At 72.9% G+C, this 25313-nt stretch carries 20 protein-coding genes; 14 read left to right on the top strand and 6 right to left on the bottom strand.

Annotated features, from left to right (window positions below):
- Window positions 1–18 precede the first annotated feature (18 nt).
- Entirely contained in the window at window positions 19–1032 is a 1014-nt protein-coding gene (locus tag ACIRPT_RS19650; RefSeq protein WP_403828532.1) for an AAA family ATPase, read from the top strand.
- Window positions 1029–5585, top strand: coding sequence for an SAV_2336 N-terminal domain-related protein (locus ACIRPT_RS19655; protein ID WP_403828534.1), 4557 nt, complete (start codon window positions 1029–1031; stop codon window positions 5583–5585). The genes ACIRPT_RS19650 and ACIRPT_RS19655 overlap by 4 nt, the downstream gene beginning before the upstream one ends.
- A 5-nt stretch (window positions 5586–5590) precedes the next feature.
- On the opposite strand, the gene ACIRPT_RS19660 is transcribed toward ACIRPT_RS19655, so the two are convergent.
- A complete protein-coding gene (locus ACIRPT_RS19660; protein WP_403828536.1) occupies window positions 5591–6451 on the bottom strand; it encodes an alpha/beta fold hydrolase in 861 nt (286 codons plus the stop codon).
- 247 nt (window positions 6452–6698) lie between these two features.
- On the opposite strand from ACIRPT_RS19660, the gene ACIRPT_RS19665 reads away from it, so the two are divergent.
- On the top strand, window positions 6699–7868 hold the full coding sequence (locus ACIRPT_RS19665) for a cysteine desulfurase family protein (protein ID WP_403828538.1): 1170 nt from the start codon (window positions 6699–6701) through the stop codon (window positions 7866–7868).
- Between the two features lie 49 nt (window positions 7869–7917).
- Here the strand turns inward: ACIRPT_RS19665 and ACIRPT_RS19670 are convergent, their stop codons facing one another.
- Window positions 7918–8628, bottom strand: a complete 711-nt coding sequence (locus ACIRPT_RS19670; protein ID WP_403828540.1) for an N-acetylmuramoyl-L-alanine amidase — start codon at window positions 8626–8628, stop codon at window positions 7918–7920.
- A 45-nt stretch (window positions 8629–8673) separates the two neighbouring features.
- Here ACIRPT_RS19670 and mnmA point away from each other — a divergent pair, with 45 nt between their 5' ends.
- A complete protein-coding gene (mnmA, locus tag ACIRPT_RS19675) occupies window positions 8674–9804 on the top strand; it encodes a tRNA 2-thiouridine(34) synthase MnmA (RefSeq protein ID WP_403828542.1) in 1131 nt (376 codons plus the stop codon).
- A 22-nt stretch (window positions 9805–9826) separates the two neighbouring features.
- Here mnmA and ACIRPT_RS19680 read toward each other — a convergent pair whose 3' ends face one another.
- From ACIRPT_RS19680 to ACIRPT_RS19690, 3 genes are all read right to left on the bottom strand, one after another.
- Window positions 9827–10090 (bottom strand): hypothetical protein, encoded by a 264-nt coding sequence (locus ACIRPT_RS19680; RefSeq protein ID WP_403501918.1) that lies wholly within the window; start codon window positions 10088–10090, stop codon window positions 9827–9829.
- On the bottom strand, window positions 10087–10452 hold the full coding sequence (locus tag ACIRPT_RS19685; RefSeq protein WP_403501920.1) for a hypothetical protein: 366 nt from the start codon (window positions 10450–10452) through the stop codon (window positions 10087–10089). The genes ACIRPT_RS19680 and ACIRPT_RS19685 overlap by 4 nt, the downstream gene beginning before the upstream one ends.
- Before the next feature lie 97 nt (window positions 10453–10549).
- Window positions 10550–11413: a hypothetical protein gene (locus ACIRPT_RS19690; protein ID WP_403828545.1), complete on the bottom strand. Its 864-nt coding sequence runs from the start codon at window positions 11411–11413 to the stop codon at window positions 10550–10552.
- A gap of 449 nt (window positions 11414–11862) precedes the next feature.
- Here ACIRPT_RS19690 and ACIRPT_RS19695 point away from each other — a divergent pair, with 449 nt between their 5' ends.
- A complete protein-coding gene (locus ACIRPT_RS19695) occupies window positions 11863–12651 on the top strand; it encodes a VC0807 family protein (RefSeq protein ID WP_403828547.1) in 789 nt (262 codons plus the stop codon).
- Between the two features lie 70 nt (window positions 12652–12721).
- Here ACIRPT_RS19695 and ACIRPT_RS19700 read toward each other — a convergent pair whose 3' ends face one another.
- Window positions 12722–13909, bottom strand: coding sequence for a Cmx/CmrA family chloramphenicol efflux MFS transporter (locus ACIRPT_RS19700; RefSeq protein ID WP_403828653.1), 1188 nt, complete (start codon window positions 13907–13909; stop codon window positions 12722–12724).
- A gap of 172 nt (window positions 13910–14081) precedes the next feature.
- On the opposite strand from ACIRPT_RS19700, the gene ACIRPT_RS19705 reads away from it, so the two are divergent.
- The 9 genes from ACIRPT_RS19705 to ACIRPT_RS19745 all read left to right on the top strand — a co-directional run bounded on the left by ACIRPT_RS19705 (window position 14082) and on the right by ACIRPT_RS19745 (window position 25180).
- Entirely contained in the window at window positions 14082–14288 is a 207-nt protein-coding gene (locus tag ACIRPT_RS19705) for a hypothetical protein (RefSeq protein ID WP_403828549.1), read from the top strand.
- A 438-nt stretch (window positions 14289–14726) separates the two neighbouring features.
- Complete coding sequence (gdhA, locus tag ACIRPT_RS19710; RefSeq protein WP_403501926.1) at window positions 14727–16103, top strand: NADP-specific glutamate dehydrogenase; 1377 nt, start codon at window positions 14727–14729, stop codon at window positions 16101–16103.
- 117 nt (window positions 16104–16220) lie between these two features.
- On the top strand, window positions 16221–16763 hold the full coding sequence (locus ACIRPT_RS19715) for a TIGR00730 family Rossman fold protein (protein WP_403828551.1): 543 nt from the start codon (window positions 16221–16223) through the stop codon (window positions 16761–16763).
- 47 nt (window positions 16764–16810) lie between these two features.
- Entirely contained in the window at window positions 16811–17500 is a 690-nt protein-coding gene (locus ACIRPT_RS19720) for an SDR family oxidoreductase (protein WP_403828553.1), read from the top strand.
- A gap of 62 nt (window positions 17501–17562) precedes the next feature.
- Window positions 17563–18003: a MarR family winged helix-turn-helix transcriptional regulator gene (locus tag ACIRPT_RS19725; protein WP_403501935.1), complete on the top strand. Its 441-nt coding sequence runs from the start codon at window positions 17563–17565 to the stop codon at window positions 18001–18003.
- A gap of 130 nt (window positions 18004–18133) precedes the next feature.
- Window positions 18134–19546: an MFS transporter gene (locus ACIRPT_RS19730; protein ID WP_403828555.1), complete on the top strand. Its 1413-nt coding sequence runs from the start codon at window positions 18134–18136 to the stop codon at window positions 19544–19546.
- Between the two features lie 107 nt (window positions 19547–19653).
- Window positions 19654–20667 (top strand): methionine synthase, encoded by a 1014-nt coding sequence (locus ACIRPT_RS19735; RefSeq protein ID WP_403828557.1) that lies wholly within the window; start codon window positions 19654–19656, stop codon window positions 20665–20667.
- A gap of 31 nt (window positions 20668–20698) precedes the next feature.
- Entirely contained in the window at window positions 20699–22915 is a 2217-nt protein-coding gene (gene ligA / locus ACIRPT_RS19740; RefSeq protein WP_403828559.1) for an NAD-dependent DNA ligase LigA, read from the top strand.
- Window positions 22916–23071: 156 nt separating this feature from the next.
- Window positions 23072–25180, top strand: coding sequence for a putative bifunctional diguanylate cyclase/phosphodiesterase (locus tag ACIRPT_RS19745; RefSeq protein WP_403828561.1), 2109 nt, complete (start codon window positions 23072–23074; stop codon window positions 25178–25180).
- Window positions 25181–25313 lie beyond the last annotated feature (133 nt).

Raw genomic sequence — 25313 nt, forward strand, 5'->3', positions numbered from 1 at the left:
CGACGAGGAGAACGTGCGGTGACCGGACAGAGCGAAGCCGGCGCATACGACGACCCGGCGGCGGAGCCCGAGGACTGGTGGGTCTTCCGCGGCCCGTCGGACCTGCCCGCCCCGCCGCCCTGGCGGCGCTTTCCGGCCACCGGCACAGTGGCGCCCCGCGCCCCGTACCTCCTGGAGCGCAACGAGATCTCCGTCGTCAACGCCGCCCTGCATCTGCACCGCCCCCTGCTGGTCACCGGCCGCCCCGGCGCCGGCAAGAGCTCGCTGGCCCGCGCCGTGGCCGAGGAGCTGGGCCTCGGGGACGTCCTGCGCTGGTCGGTCAACAGCCGCTCCACGCTCCAGGACGCCCTCTACCGCTACGACGCCGTGGGCCGGCTCCGCGAGGCCTCGCTGCGCCGCGAGCGGGAGGCGCCGCGCGGCTCCGGCCGCCGCCCCAGGGCCCGGCGCGCCGCCGCGTCCGGCGACATCGGCCAGTATCTGCGGCTCGGCCCGCTGGGCACCGCCCTGGCGGCCGACCGCCCTCGCGTGCTGCTCGTCGACGAGCTCGACAAGGCCGACATCGATCTGCCCAACGACCTCCTGGTCGTCCTGGAGGAGGGCGAGTTCGAGATCCCCGAGCTGGCCCGGCTGCCCGAACACCAGCAGGAGGTACCGGTCCTGCTGAGCGGAAGCCGCGAGCGGGTCACGGTCCACCGCGGCGTGGTCCGCTGCGGCCACTTCCCGGTCGTCATCATGACCAGCAACGGCGAACGGGACTTCCCGCCCGCCTTCATGCGCCGCTGCGTACGGCTGGACCTGCCGGAACCGACCGGCGACCGGCTGCGCAAGATCATCGAACACAACCTGGGAGAGCGGGCGGTGGCCGCCGCCGAGGACCTCATCGAGGTCTTCCACCAGCGCTCCAAGACCCAGACCCTGGCCACCGACCAGCTCCTGGCCGCCGTCCATCTGCGCATCAGCGGCGCCGACCTCACCAAGGAAGAGCTGCTCGCCGCCGTTCTGCACCGCCTCGACGAGCCCCTGTCGCCATGATCGACCGACTACGGCAGGCGATGTCGGCCACCGGCTACGACCTCGGGGCCACCGAACTCCTCGATGTGCTGTGGCTGGCACGGGTGATGGAGGGCCGCACGGCGCCGCAGGCGGCGGAGCCCGGCGAGGACGCCGCCGGGGCGGACCTCGCGGGCACGGGCCGGAACGGCGAGGCGGCGCCCCGAGCCGACGCCGCGGGGGGATCCCCGGAACCGGCCACGGAGCCGCCGGACGCGGCCGGCGACGGGCCCGAGCCCGCCGGACCCGGTGAGTCCACCCAGCCGTCCTCCATCGAGCCGTCCTCCGTCGCTCCCTCGTCCACCGGTGCCGTGGACCCCGCCGCACCCGATGACGTCGCCGAGCCGGCCACCCCCGACGGTCCGTCCCGCCGCGCCCTGTACGCCATGGGCAGCCAGGGCGGCGAGCCGGGCGCGGACCGGGCCCGCCCCGCCCGCGTCCCCGGCGGGCGCGCGCTGCCCGACGCCCAGCAACTGGGCCGCGCGCTGCGCCCGCTGCGCCGCTCCCGGGACCACCCGCACCGCACCGTCACCGACGTCGAGGCCACCGTCCGGCTCGCCGCCGAGACCGGCTTCCTCGATGTCGTCTCCCGCCCGGACCAGGAACGCCGCTGGTCGGCCGTGCTGCTGGTGGACTGTTCCCCGTCCCTCCAGGTGTGGGGCCCGCTCGCCGCCGAACTGCGCGCACTCCTCACCCGCAGCACGGTCTTCCGCTCCGTCGAGGTCCATGTCATCGACCCCCGGGACCCGGCCGCCTCGCTCGCGAGCCGGCGGGCCGCCGCGCGGGCGTCGGTGACCTTCGTCCTCACCGACGGTACGAGCCCGGGCTGGCGCAGCCCGCAGGCCGTGCGGGCGCTGACCGCATGGGGCCGCGGCGGCCCGGTGGCCGTACTGAACCCGCTGCCCCGGCGGCTGTGGCGCGGCACGGCCCTCGACGCCCGGCCCCGGCTCCTGGCCGCACCGGGCGAGTTCGACCCCGTGGGACGCCTCATCGTCTGCGACGCCCTCAGCGGTGAGCGCGACCCGGACGCGGACGGCCTTCTCGCCCTGCCCGTCCTCCACCCCACCGCCTCCGCCCTGGAGCAGTGGGCCGGGCTGGTCACCCGCCCCGGCGTCCCGCATCTCATCGAAACGGCGCTGCTGGACGAGGCGCCGTTGCCCGCCCCGCCGCCCCGGCCGCACGCCACCGCCGAGGAGTTGCTCACGCACTTCCGGGGCGCCTTCTCGCCCGAGGCGTACCGTCTCGCCGTCCGGCTCTCCGCGATCCGTCCCCTGACCACACCCCTGATGCAGCTGGTGCGCGCCGCCACGATGCGCGACGCCGGCCCCACCCATGTCGCGGAGATCCTGCTCGGCGGCCTCCTGGAACGCACCGACCGGGCCCGGGACGCGGCCGCCGCCCGGACCCTGGACCGCGCCCTGGGCCCGACGCCACCGGGCCAAGTGGCCCAGCCCGTCTACGACTTCCGCCCCGGCGTGCGCGAGCTGCTGTTCAGCGGCCTCGGCACGGAAGCGGCCGTGGAGGTCGTCGAGGCGGTCGGCCGCTCCCTGGAGCCGTACATGGGGCGGCTGCCGGACTTCCCCGTTCTGATGGGGGACGACGAGGGGGAGCTGCGGCTGCATGCGTCGGCCCGGGCGTTCGCGGTACTGGCCAGCCCGGTGCTGGAGCGGATGGGGGGCGCGGTACCGGAGGACCGGAACGGCGTGGTGCCACAGCAGCGCCGTCCGGTGGCCTCGCCGCCCCTGCGCTTCGGGGTGCTGGGGCCGGTACGTGCCTGGCGGGGGGAGACGCCGGTCCCCCTGGGCGGGCCGGAGGAGCAGGCGCTGCTGGCGTCGCTGCTGCTGCGGCCGGGGCATTCGGCCACCGCGAGCGAACTGGCCGCCGGCATCTGGCGCGACCGGTCGCCGCGGGACGCCGCCGGGGCGCTGGGCGCCTGCGCCGCGCGGCTGCGTACGGCGCTCGGCGAGGACGTCCTGGTCAGGGAGCGGCCCGACGGGTACGGACTGCGCCGGCCCGGCGGCGGCGCGTCCGATGGCGATCTCGATCTCGATCTCGACCGGGCCGCGCGGCTGATCGCCCGCGCCCGTAACGCCGAAGACCCGGCCGAGGCCCGCCAACTCCGCGACAGCGCCCTGGCGTTGTGGGCCGGCGAACCGCTCGCCGGCCTTCCGGGACCGTTCGCCGAGACGCACCGCACGCGCCTGGAGCGGTGGCGCGGCGACCTCCTGGACGGGTTCTACCGCCCGCCGCCCCAGGACGGCTCCGCGTCGCCCGCCGCCCCCGCACACTTCTTCGGCCGCACGGAGGAGATCGCCGAGCTGGTGGCGGGGCTGACGCGCCCGGACGGCCCGACGCCGTGCTGGGCCCTTCACGGCCCCGCGGGCGCCGGCAAGACGGCGCTCGCGGGGCGGGTCGCACAGGAGGTGGCGGACCGCTTCCCGGACGGACGGCTGTGGGTGGACCCGCGCGAGGCCGGGCCGGACGGCATCGCGCACTACCGCGCCCTGCTGGCCGAGCGCCGGGTGCTCCTCGTCCTGGACGACGTCGTACCGGACGACGATGCCGACGGGGCTGCCGACGACGTTCCCGGTGGCGCTTCCGGCGACGCATCCGCCGCCGACGAGACGCTGGCCGCCCTCCTCCCGGACCCGACGGCCGTACGGGGCGGGGCCGTGCTGATCACCGGCCGCCGTCGCCCCCGCCTCGCCGCCTTGACCGGGACCGTGCGGCTGACCAGGCCGACGGCCGCCGAGGCCCACCGCGCGCTGCCCGAGCACCTGCTGCTCCAGTGGTTCGACGCGCAGCTCACGCCGCTCGCGCAGCGCGCCTTCTGTCTCCTGGCCGTCCCGGAGAGCGCCGCGCTCTCGCTCCCGGCCGCGGCCGCGCTGCTCGGGACGACGGCGGACCGGGCCCGCGCCCCGCTGGCCGAGCTGCAGGCGATCGGCGCGCTGGAGCGCACCGCGACCCGCCACTACCGCTACGCCGGCGAACTCCGTTCCGTCGCCCGGGGAATCGCCGACAGCGAGCTGCCCACGGCGCGGCGCGACGAAGTGCTGTCCGGCCTGCTCACCTGCTACCTGGCGATGGGCCGGCGGCTGCACCAGAACCGGTACCCGGGGGAGCGGTGGCTCGGCGACCTGACCCGCGTCCCCTCGTCCGCGGGCGCCTGGGCGAAGGGCCCCGGCCCGTCCCTCGCCGCCTGGGCCGGCGAAACACCCCACGTCCTCGCGCTCGTCCGCCAGGTGGCGGTACGGGCCCCGCGGCACCTGCGGCCCGCCGCCGACCTCCTCCTGCTCACCCAGGTGACGGCGGACTGCGGGGCGCCCTCCGCCGCGTTCGAGACGGCCGCGCGGACGGTGGCGGAGCGGGCCGCGACGGAGGGCGACAGCCGGGCCGAAGGCCGGGCACGGGTCGCACTCGCCGAGGCGGGCATCGCGCGGGGCAGGTTCGACGACGCGGAGCGCGCGGCGCGGCGGGCGGAAGACCTGGCCCGGCGCTCCGGCGATCCCGTGACGTCCTTCCGCGCACCGTACGCACGCGGCATCATCGCCCTCCACCAGCGGCGGCCCGACACGGCGGAGAGATGTCTGACCGCGGCCTGGGAGCACAGCCGCGACCGCAACGACCAGGTGGGCGAGGCCACCGCGCTCGCCGCGCTGGCCCGGCTGTGGGCGGCGGTCGGCAACGGCACCGACGCCGTGCTGTTCGCCGAGCGGAGCGTGGGCATCCTCCGCCGGGCCGGCGACACCGCACCGCGCCTCGCGCTCGGCCTGTACGCCCTGGCCGAGGCGCTGTCGGCGGCCGGCCGGCACGCCGATGCGCTCCGCGCGCTGTTCGAGGCGCTGCCCCTCTTCGAGGAGGACCGGCAGCACCTCTGGGCCGGCCGCACCCGCTGCCGTACGGCGGCGGCGACGGCCGGCCTGATCCGGCCCGGCGAGGCCGTGTCCGCCGCCCAGGACGCGGCGAAGCGGCTGCTGGTGCCGGGCGGTGAGCGGTGGCGGGCCGATGCGCTGGCCGTGCTGGGGCACGCCGAGACGGCCCTGGGCCGCACCCAGGGCGCCCAGGCGCACTGGCGCGAGGCGCTCGCCGTCTACGAGGAGTTCGGCGCCCCTGAGGCCGAGGACATGCGGGCCCTGCTCCCGGACGGAGCGGGGCTGCCGACGGCCGGTGCGGGCGGGCCGAGCGTGTCGCGTACGGCGTACACGGCGGCCACCGGCACGTTCCTGCGCGACCTGGCGGCGGCCGTCGGCGCCCTCCGCGACCGGCTGCGGCTCGAGGCCGCCGGCCACGGCGCCGGCGCCGCCTCAAGCCTTCGGACCGTTGCCTCTCTTGAGGACCTGGAGACCGAACTCATCGCCCAGGTGGATGACTTCGCGCCCAGCCGCCGCCCCTCCGCCGAGGACCGGAAACGGCTGAGCGCCTCCGTGGAGACGGTGGCCTCGCACCCGGACTTCGAGGCGCTGGCGGGGGCGACGCCCGACGTGCGCGACCGGGCCGACGCGGTCCGCCGCCTCGGCCGCCGCCTCGCCCCGTAACGGGCTCACGCACCCGCCCCCAGGAAGACCGCCAGCGCCGCCGTGAGCTCCGCGGGCGCGTCCTCCTGCACCAGATGCCCCGCGCCCTCGATCACCCGCAGCCGCGCGCCCGGAATGCGGGAGACCAGCTCGCGCCCCTTCGCGAGCGGAATCCAGTCGTCCTGCGCACCCCAGCACACCAGCACCGGCAGCTCGATCTCCCCGTACCGCCCCGCCACCTCATCCGTGAACCGCTGGTCGTTCTGCGCGATCTGCCGGTAGAACGCGGGCTGCCCCTCCCCAGTGCACCAGGGCTCGACCAGCCGCTCCAGCACCGCCGGGTGCAGCCCCTGGTGGGCGGCGGACGCGACATACTCCCTGACCAGCGCCCGGTGGAGCGCCGGCGGCAGCTGCCCGAAGACCTCCGGGTGCGCACCCAGCAGCCGGTACGTGGGCGAGCCCCACGGCCCCAGCGCCACCGGGTCGACCAGCGCGAGGCGCTCGTAGCGCGCCCCGTGCAGCAGATGTGCCCGCAGCGCGACACAGCCGCCGAAGTCATGCGCGACGACGGCCGGCCGGGAGAGCCCCCAGTGGGCCAGCAACTCCCCGAACACCCGGGCCTGCGCACCGAGCGAGACATCCTGCCCGTCCCGTTTCTCCGAGGCGCCGTAGCCCGGCATGTCCCAGACGAACACCCGGCACCGCGCGGCCAGGGCGCGCGCGACGCCCCGCCAGACGTACGAGGAGAACGGCGTCCCGTGCAGCAGCACCACCGCCGGTGCCGCCGCCCGCTCCTCGCCGCGGTCCCCGATGTCCCCGAGGACGGCCCATCGCACCTCGTCGCCCGACGCGGTGCGGAACGTGCGATCCAGAAGCCACTGTGTCATGAGTGTCAGGCTAGACACTCCTTACGGACGCGTCCATGGTGTCGGCGCGTTCGGGTGTCGGCGCGTCCACGGGACCGGCGCGTCGACCGGGCCGCCGCGGCTGTGCCGAAGCGTCACTCGGGGCGGCGACCCCACAGGAAAAAGGGCGACCCGAACGTCTCCCCCCGGCGCGCGGCCCGCGGCGCATCCGCGCGCCCGACATGCGCCCCCGGCTCCCGTCGGGCCTGCTCGTAGAATCGTGCGCACCATGGTTTACCTCGACCACGCCGCCACCACTCCGATGCTCCCGGAAGCGGTGCAGGCGATGACCGCCCAGCTGACCGTCACCGGCAATGCGTCGTCCCTGCATGCCGCCGGCCGACGGGCCCGGCGCGCCGTCGAGGAGGCGCGGGAATCCCTCGCCGCCTCGCTCGGCGCGCGCCCGAGCGAAGTCGTCTTCACGGGGGGCGGCACCGAGGCCGACAACCTCGCGGTCAAGGGCCTGTACTGGTCCCGCCGGGCCGCCGATCCGGTGCGCACCCGCGTCCTGGCCAGTCCCGTCGAGCACCACGCCGTCCTGGACGCGGTGGACTGGCTCGCCGAGCACGAGGGCGCCACCGTCGAATGGCTGCCGGTCGACACCTACGGCCGGGTGCACGCCGACGCGCTGCGCGAGGCCATCGCCCGCAACCCCGCCGATGTCGCGCTCGCGACCGTCATGTGGGCCAACAACGAGATCGGCACCATTCAGCCCGTCCGTGAACTGGCCGCCGCGGCAAGGGAGTTCGATGTCCCGCTGCATGCCGACGCGGTGCAGGCGTTCGGCCAGCTGGACGTCGACTTCGCCGCCTCCGGGCTCGCCGCGATGACCGTCTCCGGTCACAAGATCGGCGGCCCGTACGGCATCGGCGCGCTGCTCCTGGGCCGCGAATACACGCCGGTGCCCGTGCTGCACGGCGGTGGCCAGGAGCGCCAGGTGCGCTCCGGCACCCTCGACACCCCCGCCATCGCCGCCTTCGCCGCGGCGGGCCGGTACGCCGTCGGGCACCGCGAGGAGTTCGCCCGCGACATCGGCGCCCTCCGCGACGACCTGATCAAGGCCGTGCGCGCCGCCGCCCCCGATGCCGTCCTCGGCGGCGACCCCGACCCCGCGGGCCGGCTCCCCGCCAACGCCCATTTCTCCTTCCCCGGCTGCGAGGGCGACTCCCTCCTCCTGCTCCTGGACGCCCAGGGCATCGAATGCTCCACGGGCTCCGCCTGCACCGCCGGCGTCGCCCAGCCCAGCCACGTCCTGCTGGCCACCGGCATGTCGTCGGACCTCGCCCGCGGCACCCTGCGTTTCTCGCTCGGCCACACCTCCACCGCGGAGGATGTGGCGGCGGTGGCGGAGGCCATCGGACCGGTGGTGGAACGGGCCCGCAGCGCCGGCCTGAGCTGAGGCGTGTCGGCGCCGGGTCCCGGGGCGGAGCCGCCCCGGCCCGCCCCGCTCAGGCCTGGTCCGCCGCCTCCCGTTTCCGTAGCTCGGTCACCACGAGCCCGATGTACCGGTCCCAGTCCCAGTGCGGCCCCGGATCGGTGTGATCCGTCCCCGGCACCTCCACATGCCCCACGATGTGCTCCCGGTCGGCCGGAAACCCGTAGCGATGGCATATCCGGGCCGTCAGCCGCGCCGACGACGCGTACATGGCGGCCGTGAACGACTCCGGCCGGTCCACGAACCCCTCGTGCTCGATCCCGACGCTCCGCTCGTTGTAGCCGCGGTTGCCCGCATGGAACGCCACATCCAGCTCGCGCACCGCCTGCGCGACATGCCCGTCCTTACGTATGACGTAGTGGGCCGCGGCCTCGTGCCCCGGGTCCTGGAACACCCTCAGGGCGGTCGCGAAGCTCCCCTGGACGACATGCACCACCACCCGGTCTATCCCGTAATCCGCCGGCCTGTCCGCCCGCCGGTAATTCTCCGGGGACGCCGCGGCCCACTGCGCGCCCCGATAGTCGACGGCGCCCGGCTTCCGCGGCCGGTCGTTCCCCGGCAGCCGCCACCACCAGTGAGACAGCTCACCCGTGGCCGCCAACGCCGCCGCCCCCGCAGTCACCACCCCCGCGCCCCCGATCCACAACGCCCGCCGCCGCGTCACACCCGACGGATCCCCGTCCTCGCGCTCCCCGCGCTCCCCGCTCTCGACCACACCCCGCATAACGCTTTCCCGGCCGCCGACAGTTCCGCTTACCCTGGACGGGCTATGACTGATGACGCCCCCCGCCGCCTCCGCGTACTCGCCGCCATGTCCGGCGGTGTCGACTCCGCCGTCGCCGCCGCCCGCGCCGCCGAGGCCGGCCATGACGTGACCGGCGTGCATCTCGCGCTCTCCGAGAATCCGAAGTCGTTCCGCACGGGCGCCCGCGGCTGCTGCACCATCGAGGACTCCCACGATGCCCGCCGCGCCGCCGACGTCATCGGCATCCCCTTCTACGTCTGGGATCTCGCCGAGCGCTTCCGTGAGGACGTCGTCGACGACTTCATCGCCGAGTACGAGGCCGGGCGCACGCCCAACCCCTGCCTGCGCTGCAACGAAAAGATCAAGTTCGCCGCCCTCCTGGACAAGGCCCTCGCCCTCGGCTTCGACGCGGTCTGCACCGGCCACTACGCCACGGTGGTCCTCCGCGAGGACGGCAGCCGCGAACTCCACCGCGCCTCCGACATGGCCAAGGACCAGTCCTACGTCCTCGGCGTCCTCGACGACCGCCAGCTGGCGCACGCCATGTTCCCGCTCGGCGACACCCTCACCACCAAGCCCGAGATCCGCGAAGAGGCCGCCCGCCGCGGCCTGTTCGTCGCCAAGAAGCCGGACAGCCACGACATCTGCTTCATCGCCGACGGCGACACCCAGGGCTTCCTCGCCAAGCGCCTGGGCACGGCCCCGGGCGACATCGTCGACGAGTCAGGCAACCGCCTCGGCAGCCACGAGGGCGCCTACGGCTTCACCATCGGCCAGCGCAAGGGCCTGCGTATCGGCCACCCCGCCCCCGACGGCAAGCCGCGCTACGTCCTGGACATCTCCCCGGTCACCAACACCGTGACCGTCGGCCCCGCGGCCTCCCTCGACGTCACGGCCCTGACCGCCATCCGCCCCCGCTGGTGCGGCCTTCCCCCCACGGCCGGCCCCGCCACGTACACCGCCCAGCTCCGCGCCCACGGCGGCGAAACCGAGGTCACCGCGGACCTGGTGGACGGCACCGAGCTCCGCGTCACCTTCACCGAACCGGTACGGGGCGTGGCCCCCGGCCAGGCGATCGTCCTCTACGACGGCACCCGGGTCGTCGGCTCCGCGACGATCGCCACCACGGAGCGAGGGGTGCGGGCGGGGGCGTAGCCGAGTCCGGCCGCCCCGGCCCTCACAGGCAGGTGACGCTGACCACGACGATGCGTTCCCCGCGCACGTCGGTCACATAGCTGAGCATGAGATACCGGCCTCCGGGTGTCCTCCCGTGCTCGACCCGAAGCCCCGGCGAAGGACCCTGGTAGGCAGCGCCCTCCAGGTAGACCATCGAATTGACGGCGGCGAGTTCGGCGCAGATGCGCTCGACCTCCGTTCTGACCGGCGTCGGCAGGCTGTCGCCGTAGTCGTCGGGGTCGTACTCCCAGGTCCACTCGCTCACCCGGCCTCCAGGGCCTCGACCTGGCGTTGCGCGGTGCGCACGATGGTCCCGATCTCTCGAACGGCGGCCTGTCTCTCCTCTGCGACATCGCTGGATTGCAGCGTGTGCTCGGCGCCGTGGAATCGCGCCGCTGTGGCCGGGTCGCGCTCGATGGCGACGAAGGTGGCCCAGCGCCGGTAGAACATGCGGATCGGTGCCGTGCTGCCGTCCTTGCCCGCCCGGTCGAACGCCTGCTGCATCTCGTCGACCAGCTCCGGGAGCTTTACCGGTGCCAGAGCGGCGACCGCCGAGCGCAGAGCGGGGAGGGTCAGATCGGGCATCGGCATGAGGGGCCCGTCGGAGTGCACTGGTTGGCTGCTCATGCGGAAGTCGTCTCCTCGCTCTGCCGGGCACACCAGCCTACCCGCGCGCCTTCCGCAAGTGCCGAGAAGCTTGACGGCTCCCGTGGCGCTCTGTGTGTCAGGCGGCACACCGGACCTCCGCCGAGTCGGCCCGGCACTCCCGGCAGCGTCCGGCGCGTCCGGCGCGGAAGGCGCGGTCGCAGCCGTCGCAGTTCTGGAGGGGGACGACGGCCGGGCGGTCGGGGCCCGGGCCCGTACGGTCCGGGACCGGTGGGCGCAGGGCCCGCAGGGGGTAGGCCAGGAGGCGGGCCGGGCGGCGGGCGAGACGGTCGGGGAGGCGGTCGGTCAGTACGGCGGTGATCTCCTGTGGGGAGACGGCGCGGTCGAGCCACTCCGTGACGGCCGGGGCCAGCGCGGCGATCTCCCGCTCGGAGAGGCGCAGGCGGCGGTCGCGGTGGTGGAGGCGGGCGAGGAGGCCGATGGCCTCGGGGACGGGCTCCGGGGCCGGGTGCGAGGCCGGGTTCGGGGCCGGGTTCGGCTCCTGCTCCGGCCGCGAGGGCTCGGCGGGCTCGGTCTCCGTCTCCGTTCCTGTCACCGCTCCCGTCTTCGCCTCGTGGACGTCGGCCTCGGCCCTCGCCTCCGGTTCCGCCCCCGGCAGGTCGTACGCAAAGGTCCGCGTGATGATCCGGCCGCGCGGCCCGCGCTCGACACGGCGCTCCAGCCGGCCCTCGTCCTCCAGCTCCCGTAACGCCGCGGAGATCACGGTCTTGCCCTCGGCGAAGTGCGTACAGAGCGCCTGAACGGTGATCGGTGCGCCATCGGGGAGGGAGAGGATGTACGCGGCGACGCCGACCGTGCCCGCGCTACCGGCGCGCTGCGTAAGGCGGTTGGCGAGGACGGTGAAATGAGAAGTCTGGCGGGTGCGGATGTGTGTGACGCCGCTGGAGACGCGCGAGGGCGCGTTAGACTGCGCTGAAGTCATCGGGAAGCGTTCTCTTCCTTGTGATCAGGCCCTCGGGTTGGGATGCCAGTCCCGCCGGGGGCCGTTTGCGTGTTCGCTTGTGGTGGTGCGCTGTTGGGGCGAGCGTAACCGCATTCCGGACGCATACCTGCCCAAGTCACCCGATGGGGTGAGGAGTTGGGACGGCGGTGGGTGGGTGGGAGTTCTCTGCCCGGTTCCTTTGGGTGGTCGTCCGACGCACCGCCGGTCGGTGGGGCGGAACCTGGTGCCGCGTCACCGGTATCCGCTCGGGCGGCATCCGGTGTGACCTGCGGGGATGTGGATGCGCGGCGCCGGATCTGACAAATGTCACTGATAAATCGGGACGGGTGCGACTGTTGCCGGTCGGGGCCGGTGGACGAAGCTGAAGGCGTCAGAGAGAAGACGCACAGCCGGCAGTCCGTTCACTGCCCAACTCGGGGGAGCCCACGATGAGTCAGAGTCCTGTTCAGAGCCGCGGTCGGAGTCGCAGCAGCAGCCGTGGCGAGCGCCGGGGCGAGGGGCAGGGAGAAGGCAACACGATCCTGAAGAGCTTTGTGCCGCTGATCGTGGACGCCGGAATTCCGGTGGGCTCGTACTACCTCCTCAGCGACGGCTTCGGCCTGAGCACGATGGCCGCACTGGCCTGGAGCAGCGTGGTGCCGGCGCTGCGTACGGTGTGGGGCCTGGTCAGCAGCCGGAGCGTCAACGGCCTCGCACTGCTCATGCTGATCGTGAACGTCGTGGGGCTGGCGATGAGCGCGGTGGCCGGGGATCCGCGGCTGATGCTGGCGAAGGACAGCGCTGTGAGCAGCGTCATCGGGATAGCGATCCTGCTCTCCGTCCGGACGAAGCGGCCGCTGATGACCGCGGGCCTCAAGCCCTGGGTGACGAAGGGGACCGCCGCCGGCGACGCCGCGTGGGAGCGGCTGGTGACGGGCTCCGAACCATTCCGGCGTGCCGAGCGGAGGTTCTCCGCGATATGGGGGAGTGCCCTGCTGACCGAATGCGTGCTCAAGGTCATCGGCGCGTACACGCTGCCGGTGCACACGATGGTCTGGCTGGGGACGGTGCTGACCGTCGTGGCCATCCTGGTGGCGATGCTCGCCGCAGGGGGAAGCTCCGCCGACCCGATGGAGAAGATGGTCAAGGCCGAGATCGAGCGCACCGCTGACACGGGTACGGGTCAGGGCGTTGCGGTGGCGGAGCCCGTTGCCGAGGCGGTCGCGGCCGAAGGCTGAACCGCGGCCGACCCCCTCGCCGCCGACGAGGGCCGGGCCCTCGTCGGCGCGGAGGCGACCGGCCTGTGGGCTACCGGTCCCCGGGTCCTTCGGTGGGGTGGGGGTGGGGGTGGGGGTGATCGGGGGCTGGGGAAGCGGGCTCGACGGGCTCGACTGGCGCCGTACCGCGTCGCCATAGCCCCCGGGCCACGCCCGCGGTGGCGAGTGCGGCCGCCACCAGGAGCGCGCTGACCCAGAGGGGGGAGCGGTAGCCGAGACCGGCGGTGAGGGGGAGGCCGCCCAGCCAGGGGCCGATCGCGCCGCCCACGTTGAAGGCGGCGGTGGCGAATCCCCCGGCCAGGGTCGGCGCCTCGGCGGCCAGGTACAGGACCTGGGAGATCAGCGTGGAGCCCACGGCGAAGGAGAGGGTGCCCTGCGCGAGGACGAGCACGGCGGTCGCCGCCGGCATCGAGGCCGTCAGCGCGAAGGCGACCCAGCCGATGAGCAGGGCCGGCCCGCCCGCGATGAGGAGCGGGAGGGGCCGGGCGTCGGCGAAGCGGCCGCCGACGGTGACGCCGAGGAACGACCCCAGGCCGAAGAGCGCCAGCACGCCGGGCACCCAGGCCACGGTGAGTCCGGTGACGTGGGTGATGAGGGGGGCGAGGTAGGTGTAGGCGCAGAAGGTGGCGCCGTTGACCAGGGCGCCGAGGAGCAGGGTGACGATCAGGCGCGGGTTGCGCAGGGAGCGCAATTCCGCGCGGGCGCCCGCGGCGGCGGAGGAGCCGCGGGACCCTTCGTCCGCCGGTACGGACCGGAGGATGGCGACGACGGCCGGTACGGAAACGAGGGCCACCGCCCAGAACGCCGAGCGCCAGCCCCACAGTTGACCGAGCCAGGCGCCGGCCGGGACGCCCGCGACGCAGGCGATGGTGACGCCGCCGAGCAGCACGGAGGTGGCCCGACCCTTGGCGTCCGGTGCGGCCAGGCCACTCGCCGTCGCCACGGCCACCGCCAGGAAGCCCGCATTGGCCAGCGCCGCGACGACCCGTGTGGCCAGCAGCACGGCGAAGCTGGTGGTGACCGCGCCGAGTACATGGACGAGCAGGAACGCGATCAGGAATGTCAGCAGCGCGCGACGGCGTGACCAGCGCAGGCTCAGGACGGCCATCAGCGGCGCGCCAATGATCATTCCGACGGCGAACGCGGAGGTCAGCGCGCCCGCAGCGGGGAGGGAAACGCCCAGGTCGTGGGCGATGTCCGAGACGAGTCCGGACAGCATGAATTCGGAGGTGCCCTGGGCGAAAACCGCCAGGGCGAGCAGATGGACGGTGAGGGGAACGGCCCGGGCGAGGGGCACAGTACGAGCGAATGGCACAGCGAGACTCCAGGACTCCGCAACGCAACCACGGGAGAGACCGCGCGACCGGTGGACCCCACGGCCGGGCGGCCGGGTGATCGATGACGCGGTCGACGAGGCGATCAGTGAGGCGATCGGTGATCGGATCGGTGATCGGATCAGTGAGGCGATCGGCGATCCGGTGGCAGCGGGCGCGGCCGAGAGCGCTCAGGGCCTCATGAGGGAAGGGCTCAGAGCTCGGGGCTTCGGCACGACGCGCAAGAAGAGCAGGCCACCGCACGACCGGTGGCTAGCGTCTTGATGCCTCGGGGCTGGACATGGGCGCACGGTAACGAGGACCGGGGCGCAGCGTCCACGCATTTATGGGCGACGGATCGAGCGGCGCAGCCGGACGGCCGATCGACCTGGCGTTGCTGTTCCGCACGCAACCGCATGCAACCGCACGCTCCCGTGCGGGGTTCCACCTAACACAGAGTTGCCGGCGAGCGGCGAAAAATTAGCGAAACGACGGAATGACGGGATGGCCAGGGCGGACATCGCTGGGGCGGGGCACGGTGAGGGCGGCAGGCATCCGCCGGACGCGGGCGGAGCGCATCACCTGGGGTGGTGTTGTCGATCGGCAAGAGGTCGGCAAGTAAGGTCGGCGAAGCGACGGGACGTCTGTGGTCGCTGCGCCAAGGATTCCTAGCGATCCGGACCGCAAGCGGCTTTTCGTTCGGCCACGAAGGGAACGCAAGTCATGTCGAGTGTTCAAAATGAGGTCAAGACCGGCGCTCATACGGCCGGGCCGGCCTCTCTGCACGCGGGGCTGGTGCGGCGGAATCCCGGGGAGCCGGAATTCCACCAGGCCGCCCTGGAGGTGCTGGAGACGCTGGCCCCCGTGCTGGCGGCCCGCCCGGAGTTCGTCGAGGCCAGAGTGCTGGAGCGGCTCTGTGAGCCGGAGCGGCAGATCATGTTCCGGGTGCCCTGGCAGGACGATTCCGGGGCGATTCACGTCAACCGGGGCTTCCGGGTGGAATTCAACAGCGCGCTCGGCCCGTACAAGGGCGGCCTGCGATTCCATTCGTCCGTGAATCTGGGGATCGTGAAGTTCCTCGGCTTCGAGCAGATCTTCAAGAATTCCCTCACCGGCCTGAACATCGGCGGCGGCAAGGGCGGCAGCGACTTCGATCCGCACGGCAAGTCGGATGCCGAGGTGATGCGGTTCTGTCAGTCGTTCATGACCGAGCTGCACCGCCACCTCGGTGAGCACACGGACGTCCCGGCGGGTGACATCGGCGTCGGCGGCCGCGAGATCGGCTATCTCTTCGGCCAGTACCGGCGGATCACCAACCGCTGGGAGGCCGGCGTGCTGACCGGCAAGGGCCTGGAGTGGGGCGGTTCCAAGGCCCGTACGGAGGCCACCGGTTACGGCAACGTCCTGTTCACCGAGGAGATGCTCAAGCGGCGCGGCGAGGAGCTCGACGGGCAGCAGGTCGTGGTCTCCGGTTCCGGCAATGTCGCGATCTACACGATCGAGAAGGCGCAGGCGCTCGGCGCGAACGTGCTGACCTGCTCGGACTCGGGCGGCTATGTCGTCGATGAGAAGGGCATCGACCTGGCGCTGCTCCAGCAGATCAAGGAGGTCGAGCGCGGGCGGATCAGCGAGTACGCCGAGCGGCGCGGGGTGTCGGCCACCTACGTGCCCGGCGGACGGGTGTGGGACGTCGCCTGCGATGTGGCGCTGCCGTCGGCCACCCAGAACGAGCTGGACGCGGACGCCGCCCGGATCCTGATCCGTAATGGCGTCAAGGCGGTTTCCGAGGGCGCGAACATGCCGACGACCCCGGAGGCGGTGACGCTCCTGAAGGAGGCCGGCGTGGCCTTCGGCCCGGGGAAGGCCGCCAACGCGGGAGGCGTGGCGACCAGCGCGCTGGAGATGCGGCAGAACTCCACGCGTGAGGCGTGGACGTTCGAGCGGACGGAGGGCGAGCTCGCGGCCATCATGCGCGGGATCCACGACACGTGCTACGAGACGGCCGAGCGGTTCGGGCTGCCGGGCGACTACGTCGCGGGCGCGAACATCGCCGGGTTCGAGCGGGTCGCGGACGCGATGCTGGACCAGGGCCTGATCTAGCCGGCCCGAGCCGGGGCGGGCGCACACCCGCCCCGGCTGCCCTGCCCCGCCCGGTGACCGATGACGTGTACCCCTGCCCGGGGCCCGGTGCCGCCGCCCGGTCCGTATCGTGACCGTATGAACATCTGCGTCTTCTGCTCCGCCGCCGACCTCGACGACCGTTATGTCACCCCCGCCCGCCAGTTCGCCGAGCTGATCGGCAAGGGCGGCCATGCGCTGGTCTGGGGCGGCTCGGACACCGGACTGATGAAGGTCATGGCCGATGGGGTGCGCGGCGCGGGCGGCAAGCTGATAGGGATCTCGGTGGAGTTCCTGGCGCACAAGGCGTACGAGGGCGCGAATGAGATGGTCGTCACCAAGGACCTCGCCGAGCGCAAGGCGCTGCTGCTGGCGCGCGCCGACGCGATCGTCATCATGGTCGGCGGCACGGGCACCCTGGACGAGGCCACCGAGATCCTGGAGCTGCGGAAGCACGGCCTGCACACCAAGCCGGTCGTGCTGCTGAACACCGCCGGTTTCTATGACGGGTTGAAGGAGCAGTTCCTGCGGATGGAGTCGGAGGGCTTCCTGCCGCTTCCGCTCACCGAGCTGGTGTTCTTCGCGGAGGACGGCGTGGGTGCGCTGGCCTACCTGGAGGAGAAGGCCGGCATCCAGGGCTGAACCCGCCGGCCCCGCCCCGTCGCACGGCGCTCGTTAGGATCGGCCCCATGGGTACGCACTTGATCACGGGCGCAGGGTCGGGCATCGGAGCGGCGGTCGCACGGCGGCTCGCGGAGCGCGGGGAGGACCTGTGGCTGCTGGCGCGGGACGCCGTACGTGCCAAGGAGCTGGCCGGGCAGTTCCCCGGAGCCCGCACGCTGGTGGGTGACCTCGCCAACCCCGAGAAGCTCTCCTGGGCCTTCGGCAAGCAGCCGCTGCCGACCCATCTCGACTCCCTCCAGCACATCGCGGGCGTCGTGGAGCTGGGCGCGGTCGGCGATCTGCCGGCCAAGGCCTGGCAGCGCCAGCTCGCCGTCAACCTCGTCGCGCCCGCCGAGATCACCCGGCTGCTGCTGCCGCTGGTACGGGTCGCCCAGGGCCAGGTCGTCTTCGTCAACTCCGGTGCGGGGCTCCATGCGCACGCCCAGTGGGGCGGGTACGCCGCGAGCAAGCACGGCCTCAAGGCGCTGGCCGATTCGCTGCGGGCGGAGGAGCACGGCAACGGCGTACGCGTGACCTCGGTCTATCCGGGGCGCACGGCGACGCCGATGCAGGGGAGCGTCCACCAGCAGGAGGGCAAGGAGTACGACCCGTCCCGGTGGATCGACCCGGAGTCGGTGGCGACGACCATCCTCGCGGCCATCGATCTGCCGCGGGACGCGGAGATCAACGATGTGACGGTGCGGCCGGGGCACTGAGCGCCGGATGACGGGCGCCCCGGACCCGCCGCATTCCGCCGGGGGCGACGTACGCTGCATGGGTGACCAAAGAAGCGAAGGCGACCGCGGCGGCGGGGTGCGGGTTCCGTGAGATCCGGGGGTTGGTCGCCGAACTGAGCCGCACGCTGGACGCCCATCAGCGCAGCCGGGTCGCCGAGCTCGAGCTGACGCCGACGCAGGCGAAGGCGCTGGAGGAGCTCGGCGAGCCGAAGACCGCGCGGGAGCTGGCAGGCGTGTTGTGCTGCGAGCCGCCGAACGTCACCTATGTCATCTCCAAGCTGGAGAAGCAGGGCATGGTGGAGCGCCGGCCGCACCCTCTGGACGGGCGGGCCAAGCAGCTCGTACTGACCGAGGCGGGGCGGGAGTTGCGGCTGGATCTGCTGCGGCGGATGGGCACGGAGTCGCCGCTCGACCATCTCTCGCACGAGGAGCGGGCCGCGTTGCGCGATGACCTGCTGAAGGCGCTGGGGCGGGGCGTCTAACCGTTCGCCGCTAACCGTTCGCCGAGCCGGCCGAGGCCCTGGGGTGTCCCAGGGCCTCGTTCGTATGCGTTCAGTAAAGTTATAGCTGTAATCATTGCCTCGCTAGATGGCTATAGCTTTAACTAAATCCATGATCACTCAGACAGCGGCGCCGCGCCGGACGGCACGCGCGGCGAGCCCCTCCGCGCGGCCCGGCAGCGGAACCCGTGGCGGACTCCAACTCCTCGTACTGGCCCTCGGGTTCGTGATGGCGAGCCTGGACACCGGCATCATGAATGTCGCCGCCAACGACCTGCGGGCCCACCTCGGGCTGACCATGTCGGGCCTGACCTGGGTCGTCGACGGCTATGTCCTGGCCTTCGCGTCGCTGCTGCTGCTCGCCGGGTCACTGGCCAAACGGTTCGGGGCCCGCCGGATCTATCTCATCGGCCTCGCCGCGTTCACCGCCGCGTCCCTCTTGGGTGCCGCGGCCCCCAACGGCGCCGCCCTGGTGGCGGCCCGCTTCGCCCAAGGGGTGGGTGCGGCGCTCTTCATGCCCAGCTCGCTCTCGCTGCTGATGAACGCCTTCCCCGAGCCGGCCCGCCGGGCGAAGATCCTCGGTATCTGGTCGGCGATCGTCTCGACGTCCATCGGGCTCGCCCCGTCCATCGGCGGCCTCCTGGTCGGCACCCTGGGCTGGCGCAGCATCTTCCTCGTCAATCTCCCCATCGGCATCGTCGCGCTGGTGCTCACCCCCCGGGTCATCGCGGCCGTACCGGCGCGCGGCTCCGCGCTCGGCGGAAGCGGGCACGTCCTGGGGCTGCTCGCGCTCGGCTCGCTCAGCTACGGGCTCATCGAGGGGCCCGACAAGGGCTGGTCCTCGCCGTGGGTGCTCGGGGCGTTCGCGGTGACGGCGCTGGCCGGGGCCGGGTTCGCGGTACGCGAACGCGTCGCGCGCACCCCGATCCTGCCGGTCTCGCTCTTCGCGGACGGCCGTTTCGCCGCCGCCAACGTCATCGGCTTCCTCTTCAACTTCGCCTTCTACGGGGCGCTGTTCGTCCTCGGCCTGTTCCTCCAGACCGCGCGCGGCGCCGGCCCCGTCACCGCCGGTCTCCAGATGCTGCCCGCCGTCCTGATCATCCCGCTGGGCAACATGCTCTACGCGCGGTTCGGGCTGCGGATCGGCAACCGGACGGCCCTCACCGCCTCTCTGGCGGTCTCCGCCGCGGGCTATGCCGTCCTCTTCCTGATCCTGACGCCCGGACTGCCGTACTGGGTGATCGCGGTGCTGCTCGCCGTCAGCAACGTCGGCAGCGGGATCGCCTCCCCGGCGATGACCGGCGTCCTGATGGCGGCCGCGGGCAGCGAGCACGCCGACATCGGCAGCGCCACCATGAACGCCAACCGCCAGATCGGCTCGCTGGTCGGCATCGCCGGGATGGGTGCGGTGCTCACCGCGGCGGGCGGCGGCTACCCGGGCGCGACCCTCGCCTTCGCCCTGACGGCGGGCGCGCTGGCGGCCGCCGCGGTCGTGGGGTGGCTGGGCGTACGGGCCAGGGCCTGATCGGGCTCGGGCCCGAGCAGCCGGCGGCGGACGAGGCCGTCGGCGGACGAGGCCCGGCGGGGGAGCGCCCTCCTCACCCACCGCACCCCGCCGCATACCCTCTCTGGGTGAGCACGAACAGCACGCACAAGTGGGCCGCGGGCGCGGCGACCGGCGTCGGATCGATGCCGGGCGGTGATGCGCGGGAAGCGGCGAAGACCGTCACCGGGTCGCTGGAGGCCTTCCCGTATCTGCCGGAGCTGCCGGCCCGGGGGCCCGGCGCCGACATGATCGGCCGGACCATCGGGATGCTCGTCGAGGTCTATGCCCATGTGGAGCCCAGCGGCTGGCGGATCAGCGACCGCCCGGGGCGTGACACCCGCCGCGCCCGCGCCTGGCTCGGCGAAGACCTCGACGCCCTGGAGGAGTTCACCCAGGGGTACCAGGGCCCGCTGAAGGTCTCCGTGGTCGGCCCGTGGACGCTGGCCACCGCCCTGGAACTGCGGGGCGGCGAGGCCGCCCTGAGCGATGCCGGGGCCTGCCGGGACCTCGCGGCGTCGCTGGCGGAGGGACTGCGCGGGCATCTCGCGGACGTACGGCGGCGGGTGCCCGGCGCCGAGGTCGTGCTGCAGCTGGACGAGCCGTCGCTGACGGCGGTGCTCCAGGGGCGGGTGAAGACCGCCAGCGGCTACCGCACCCACCGGGCCGTGGACCGGGCGGTGGTCGAGGGCGCGCTGCGTGATCTTGTCGCGGTGGCCGGGGACGGGCCCGTCGTCGTCCACTCGTGTGCGCCCGGCGTGCCGTTCGGCCTGCTGCGGAGGGCCGGGGCGGCGGGCATCTCGTTCGATTTCTCGCTGCTCACCGAGCGTGAGGAGGAGGCGATCGGGGAGGCCGTCGAAGGCGGTACGGCCCTGTTCGCGGGCGTGGTGCCGGGCGTGGACGGCCGATTGTCAGACCCTGCCGGTAGCGTCATGGGTGTCAGGACGCTGTGGCGCAGGCTGGGGCTGACACCGGGGACTCTCGCCGAGTCCGTGGTCGTCACTCCCTCGTGCGGGCTGGCGGGCGCTTCGCCCGCATATGCCCGTTCGGTGCTCGCTCACTGCGTCCGGGCGGCGAGATCGCTCGCAGACAACCCTGAGTGACGGCACTCAAGGACCACGGGAGGACAAGACGGTGGCTGGCGAACAGCACGCAGCGGTATCCGATGTGCCCGCAGCGGCGCGGGAGAAGCACGCGCAGCTCGCTGAGCAGATCGAGGAGCACCGCTTCCGGTACTACGTGAAGGACGCCCCGGTCGTCAGCGACGCGGAGTTCGACAAGCTGCTGCGCTCCCTGGAGGCGCTGGAGGACGACTACCCGGCGCTGCGTACCCCGGATTCGCCGACGCAGAAGGTGGCCGGGGCGTATGCCACGGAATTCACCGAGGTCGAGCACCGCGAGCGGATGCTCTCCCTCGACAACGCCTTCGACGACGAGGAGTTGGCGGCCTGGGCCGAGCGGCTCGCGGGCGAGCTGGGCGGCGATCCCAAGAGCGCCGGCTACCACTTCCTGTGCGAGCTGAAGGTGGACGGCCTCGCGGTCAACCTCACCTACGAGCACGGCCGGCTCACCCGCGCCGCGACCCGCGGCGACGGCCGCACGGGCGAGGACATCACCCCCAACGTCCGCACGATCGCCGAGATCCCGCACCGCCTCAAGGGCGAGCGGATCCCGGAGCTGGTCGAGGTCCGCGGGGAGGTCTACTTCCCGATGGAGAAGTTCCTCGAGCTCAACGAGCGCCTGGTGGCCGACGGCAAGCCGCCGTTCGCCAACCCCCGTAACGCCGCGGCCGGTTCGCTGCGCCAGAAGGACCCCAAGGTCACCGCGAGCCGCCCGCTGCACATGGTCGTGCACGGCGTCGGCGCCCGGCAGGGCTTCGCCATCGACCGTCAGTCGCAGGCCTACGACCTGTTGCGGGAATGGGGCCTGCCGACGGCCGCGCACAACACCGTCGTCGACTCCCTGGAGGCGGTGCGCGCGTTCATCGCCCACTACGGCAACCCCGTCACCCGCCGTACGGCCGTCGAGCACGAGATCGACGGCGTGGTCGTCAAGCTGGACGAGATCCCGCTCCAGGGCCGGCTGGGCTCCACCTCGCGGGCGCCGCGCTGGGCGATCGCCTGGAAGTACCCGCCGGAGGAGGTCAACACCAAGCTGGTGGACATCCGCGTCAGCGTCGGCCGCACGGGACGGGTCACGCCGTTCGCCGTCGTCGAGCCGGTCACGGTCGCCGGCTCCGAGGTGGAGTTCGCCACCCTGCACAACCAGGACGTGGTCAAGGCCAAGGGCGTCCTCATCGGGGACACCGTCGTGCTGCGCAAGGCGGGCGATGTCATCCCCGAGATCCTGGGCCCGGTCGTCGACCTGCGGGACGGCAGCGAGCGGGAGTTCGTGATGCCGGCCGAATGCCCCGAGTGCGGGACGGCGCTGCAGCCCGCCAAGGAAGGCGATATCGACCTGCGGTGTCCCAACGCCCGCGCCTGCCGCGGCCAGATCCGCGAGCGGCTGTTCTATCTGGCCGGCCGCAAATGCCTGGACATCGAGAATTTCGGCTATGTCGCGGCCACCGCGCTCAGCCAGCCCCTGGAGCCCGCCGAACCACCGCTGAGGGACGAGGGCGGTCTGTTCGACCTCTCCATCGAGCAGCTGCTGCCCATCAGGTCGTATGTCCTCGACCCCGACTCCGGTCTGCCCAAGCGCGACCCGAAGACCGGAGAGGAAAAGATCGTCACCTTCTTCGCCAACCAGAAGGGCGAGCCGAAGAAGAACGCCCTGGCCATGCTGGAGAACATCCAGGCCGCCAAGCAGCGTCCGCTGGCCCGGATCCTGACCGGCCTGTCGATCCGGCATGTCGGCCCGGTGGCGGCCGTGGCGCTGGCGCGGGAGTTCCGCTCCCTCGACCGCATCCGGGACGCCGGCGAGGAGGAGCTGGCCGCCGTCGACGGCGTCGGCGCGACGATCGCCGCCTCGGTCAAGCAGTGGTTCGCGGAGGACTGGCACCAGCAGATCATCGAGAGATGGCGGGCGGCCGGCGTCCGTATGGAGGAGGAACAAACCGGCGAGGAAGGCCCACGTCCGCTGGAAAGCGTCACCGTCGTGGTAACGGGCACACTCCAGTCACACACCAGAGATGGCGCGAAAGAGGCCCTCCAAGCTCTCGGAGCGAAGGTGACCGGTTCCGTTTCGAAGAAGACCGGTTTCGTAGTGGTAGGCGATAACCCGGGTTCGAAGTACGACAAGGCCATGCAGCTGAAGGTGCCTGTACTGGACGATGAAGGCTTCGCGGTGCTGCTGGAACAGGGTCCGGAGGCGGCACGGGCGGTAGCGGTCACTCCGCCTGAGGAGGGGTGAGAATTCACCCCACTGGCGCATACCAGATCGGCCAATGACGCCAGGTCGCATTCGGGCAACCGTTGCGGATCGCTGCCCGTAGTGGCCCTGGGCGGCCTACTGTTGGGGTGTGCGCCTGCCGTGGCGCGGGCACAGCCGGCTGTGAGAGGGATCGGAATGAAACCGACCGACAGCGCCGCTCCGGCGTCGCGGCTCCAGCGCCTCGTCGTGCCCGCGCTGCCCGCGACCATCCTCATCGTGGCGTGCCTCGCGCTCGCCACGGGCGTCATCTACACCCTCGGCAACGGCGATGCGCTGTTCCCGGGAGGGCCCGTCGGCTGGTCGCTGGCGATCCTCACCGGCATCATCGTCGGCCACCTGGTTGCCCTGGGACGGGACCGCTGGTGGGGCGGCACGGGCTCCGGTGCCGCCCTCGCCCTCGCCGTACTGCTCCTGTACGGCTGGGTGCCCGCCACCCTCGTCAGCCTCGCGGTCGTCGCCCTGGTCGGCGCCGCCCGCAGGCACCGCTGGCGACAGGCCGCCCTGCACGGCGCCGTGGACATCCTCGGCATCGGCGCCGCCGCGCTCGGCCTGGCCGCGTTCGGCGTCGATGCCACCGTCCGCCGCCCCTGGAGCCCGGAGGCCTGGGACCTGACCGTCCTGCCCGAAGTCCTCACGGCGGCCGGCGGCTATCTCCTCGTCAGCCGCGCCCTGCTCTGGTTCACCCTGGCACCGCGCACCGGCGGTCTGCCCACCATCGCCCGAACGGCCGTAGTGCGGCAGATTCTCGTCGGCATCGCGCTGCTCGGCATCTCCCCGCTGATCGCCGTCTGCGCCGTCCACGCGCCGCTGCTGCTGCCGCTGTTCGCCGTACCGCTCATCGCCCTGGACTCCACCCTGTGGATCGCCCGCGCCCGCGCCGAGGAGCAGCTGCGCGACCCGCTCACCGGACTGCCCAACCGCCAGTGGCTGCTCGAGCGCACCTGGACCGCGCTGGACGACGCGGAACGGGTCGGTGCCCGCTCCGCCCTCGTCCTGATCGACCTCGACCGCTTCCGTTCCGTCAACGACACCCTCGGCCACCTCGCCGGTGACCGCCTGCTCCTCCAGATCGCCGACCGGCTGCGGCACGCCCTGCCGCGCGGCGCCGAGGCGGCCCGGCTCGGCGGCGACGAGTTCGCCGTCCTGCTGCCCACCACCGACTCCCTCACCAGCTCCCAGCGGGTGGCGCGCAACCTCGTCGCCGCACTGGGATCCCCGTTGGACCTCGACGGTCTGACCCTCGTACTGGAAGCCAGTGCGGGGGTCGCCGTCTTCCCCGACCACGCCCTCGACGCCGAAGGGCTGCTGCGCCGCGCGGATGTGGCGATGTACCAGGCCAAGCGGGACCGCAGCGGCGTGGAGCTCTACGAGGCCAAGCGGGACGGCAACACCCCCGACCGCCTCGGCCTGCTCGGCGACCTGCGCCGCGCCCTGGACGCCGGCGACGTCGAGCTGCACTACCAGCCCAAGGTCGGTTTCGACGGGCATGTCGCCGGGCTGGAGGCACTGGTCCGCTGGGTACACCCGGACCGCGGCAGAGTGCCACCGGACGAATTCATCGCCATCGCCGAGTCCTCCGGACTGATGCCACGGCTGACGGAGTACGTCCTGGAGACCGCCCTCGCCCAGGTGGCGCGCTGGCGCGCGATGGGACTGGAGGTGCCCGTCGCGGTGAACGTCTCCCCGCGCGATGTGCACTCCCCGGGCTTCGCCGGGGCCGTCGCCGCCCGGCTGGCCCGACATCGGGTCCCACCGGGCGCCCTCCAGCTGGAGATAACCGAACACGTCCTCCTGGAGGATCCACAGCGCGCCGCGGACACCCTCGCCGGGCTCACCGCCCACGGCGTGAAGATGTCCCTCGACGATTTCGGCACCGGCTACTCCTCGCTGGTCCATCTGCGGCGCCTCCCGGTCAGCGAGCTCAAGATCGACCGGTCCTTCGTGGCCCGGCTGGCCGTCGACAACGAAGACGCCGAGATCGTCCGCTGCACCCTCGACCTCGCCCACTCCCTAGGCCTGCTGGTCGTCGCCGAGGGCGTCGAGGACGACGAGACCTGGGAGCGGCTGCGGGACCTGGGCTGTGACGCCGTACAGGGCTGGCTGGTGGCCGCCGCGATGCCGCCGGACGAGACCACGGCCTGGCTGAGGGCCCGCGGCGAGCACGGCTGGCACCGCGAATCGGAGACGGCCGCCCTGGCGGCGGAGAAGGCAGCCAAGAGCCCTTCGGGACAGGTCCTGAACTGACCCGGCCACCGGCCGTCCCGTGTCCCCGCTCCGAAGAACCCTCGCAGGACCAGCCACCACACGACCAGCCACCACACGACCGGCCTTCGCAGGTCCCGCCACCGCAGGACCCGCCCGACGATTCCACCGGGGC

The sequence above is a fragment of the Streptomyces sp. NPDC101227 genome, from assembly GCF_044767545.1.
Classification (GTDB): Bacteria; Actinomycetota; Actinomycetes; order Streptomycetales; family Streptomycetaceae; genus Streptomyces.

Excerpts from the sequence above, each read along its gene's own strand:
- ACIRPT_RS19655 (WP_403828534.1), top strand. The coding sequence starts at position 1,029 with ATGATCGACCGACTACGGCAGGCGATGTCGGCCACCGGCTACGACCTC.
- ACIRPT_RS19660 (WP_403828536.1), bottom strand. The coding sequence starts at position 6,451 with ATGACACAGTGGCTTCTGGATCGCACGTTCCGCACCGCGTCGGGCGAC.
- ACIRPT_RS19665 (WP_403828538.1), top strand. The coding sequence starts at position 6,699 with ATGGTTTACCTCGACCACGCCGCCACCACTCCGATGCTCCCGGAAGCG.
- ACIRPT_RS19670 (WP_403828540.1), bottom strand. The coding sequence starts at position 8,628 with ATGCGGGGTGTGGTCGAGAGCGGGGAGCGCGGGGAGCGCGAGGACGGG.
- mnmA (WP_403828542.1), top strand. The coding sequence starts at position 8,674 with ATGACTGATGACGCCCCCCGCCGCCTCCGCGTACTCGCCGCCATGTCC.
- ACIRPT_RS19685 (WP_403501920.1), bottom strand. The coding sequence starts at position 10,452 with ATGAGCAGCCAACCAGTGCACTCCGACGGGCCCCTCATGCCGATGCCC.
- ACIRPT_RS19690 (WP_403828545.1), bottom strand. The coding sequence starts at position 11,413 with ATGACTTCAGCGCAGTCTAACGCGCCCTCGCGCGTCTCCAGCGGCGTC.
- ACIRPT_RS19695 (WP_403828547.1), top strand. The coding sequence starts at position 11,863 with ATGAGTCAGAGTCCTGTTCAGAGCCGCGGTCGGAGTCGCAGCAGCAGC.
- ACIRPT_RS19700 (WP_403828653.1), bottom strand. The coding sequence starts at position 13,909 with ATGCTGTCCGGACTCGTCTCGGACATCGCCCACGACCTGGGCGTTTCC.
- gdhA (WP_403501926.1), top strand. The coding sequence starts at position 14,727 with ATGTCGAGTGTTCAAAATGAGGTCAAGACCGGCGCTCATACGGCCGGG.
- ACIRPT_RS19715 (WP_403828551.1), top strand. The coding sequence starts at position 16,221 with ATGAACATCTGCGTCTTCTGCTCCGCCGCCGACCTCGACGACCGTTAT.
- ACIRPT_RS19720 (WP_403828553.1), top strand. The coding sequence starts at position 16,811 with ATGGGTACGCACTTGATCACGGGCGCAGGGTCGGGCATCGGAGCGGCG.
- ACIRPT_RS19730 (WP_403828555.1), top strand. The coding sequence starts at position 18,134 with ATGATCACTCAGACAGCGGCGCCGCGCCGGACGGCACGCGCGGCGAGC.
- ACIRPT_RS19745 (WP_403828561.1), top strand. The coding sequence starts at position 23,072 with ATGAAACCGACCGACAGCGCCGCTCCGGCGTCGCGGCTCCAGCGCCTC.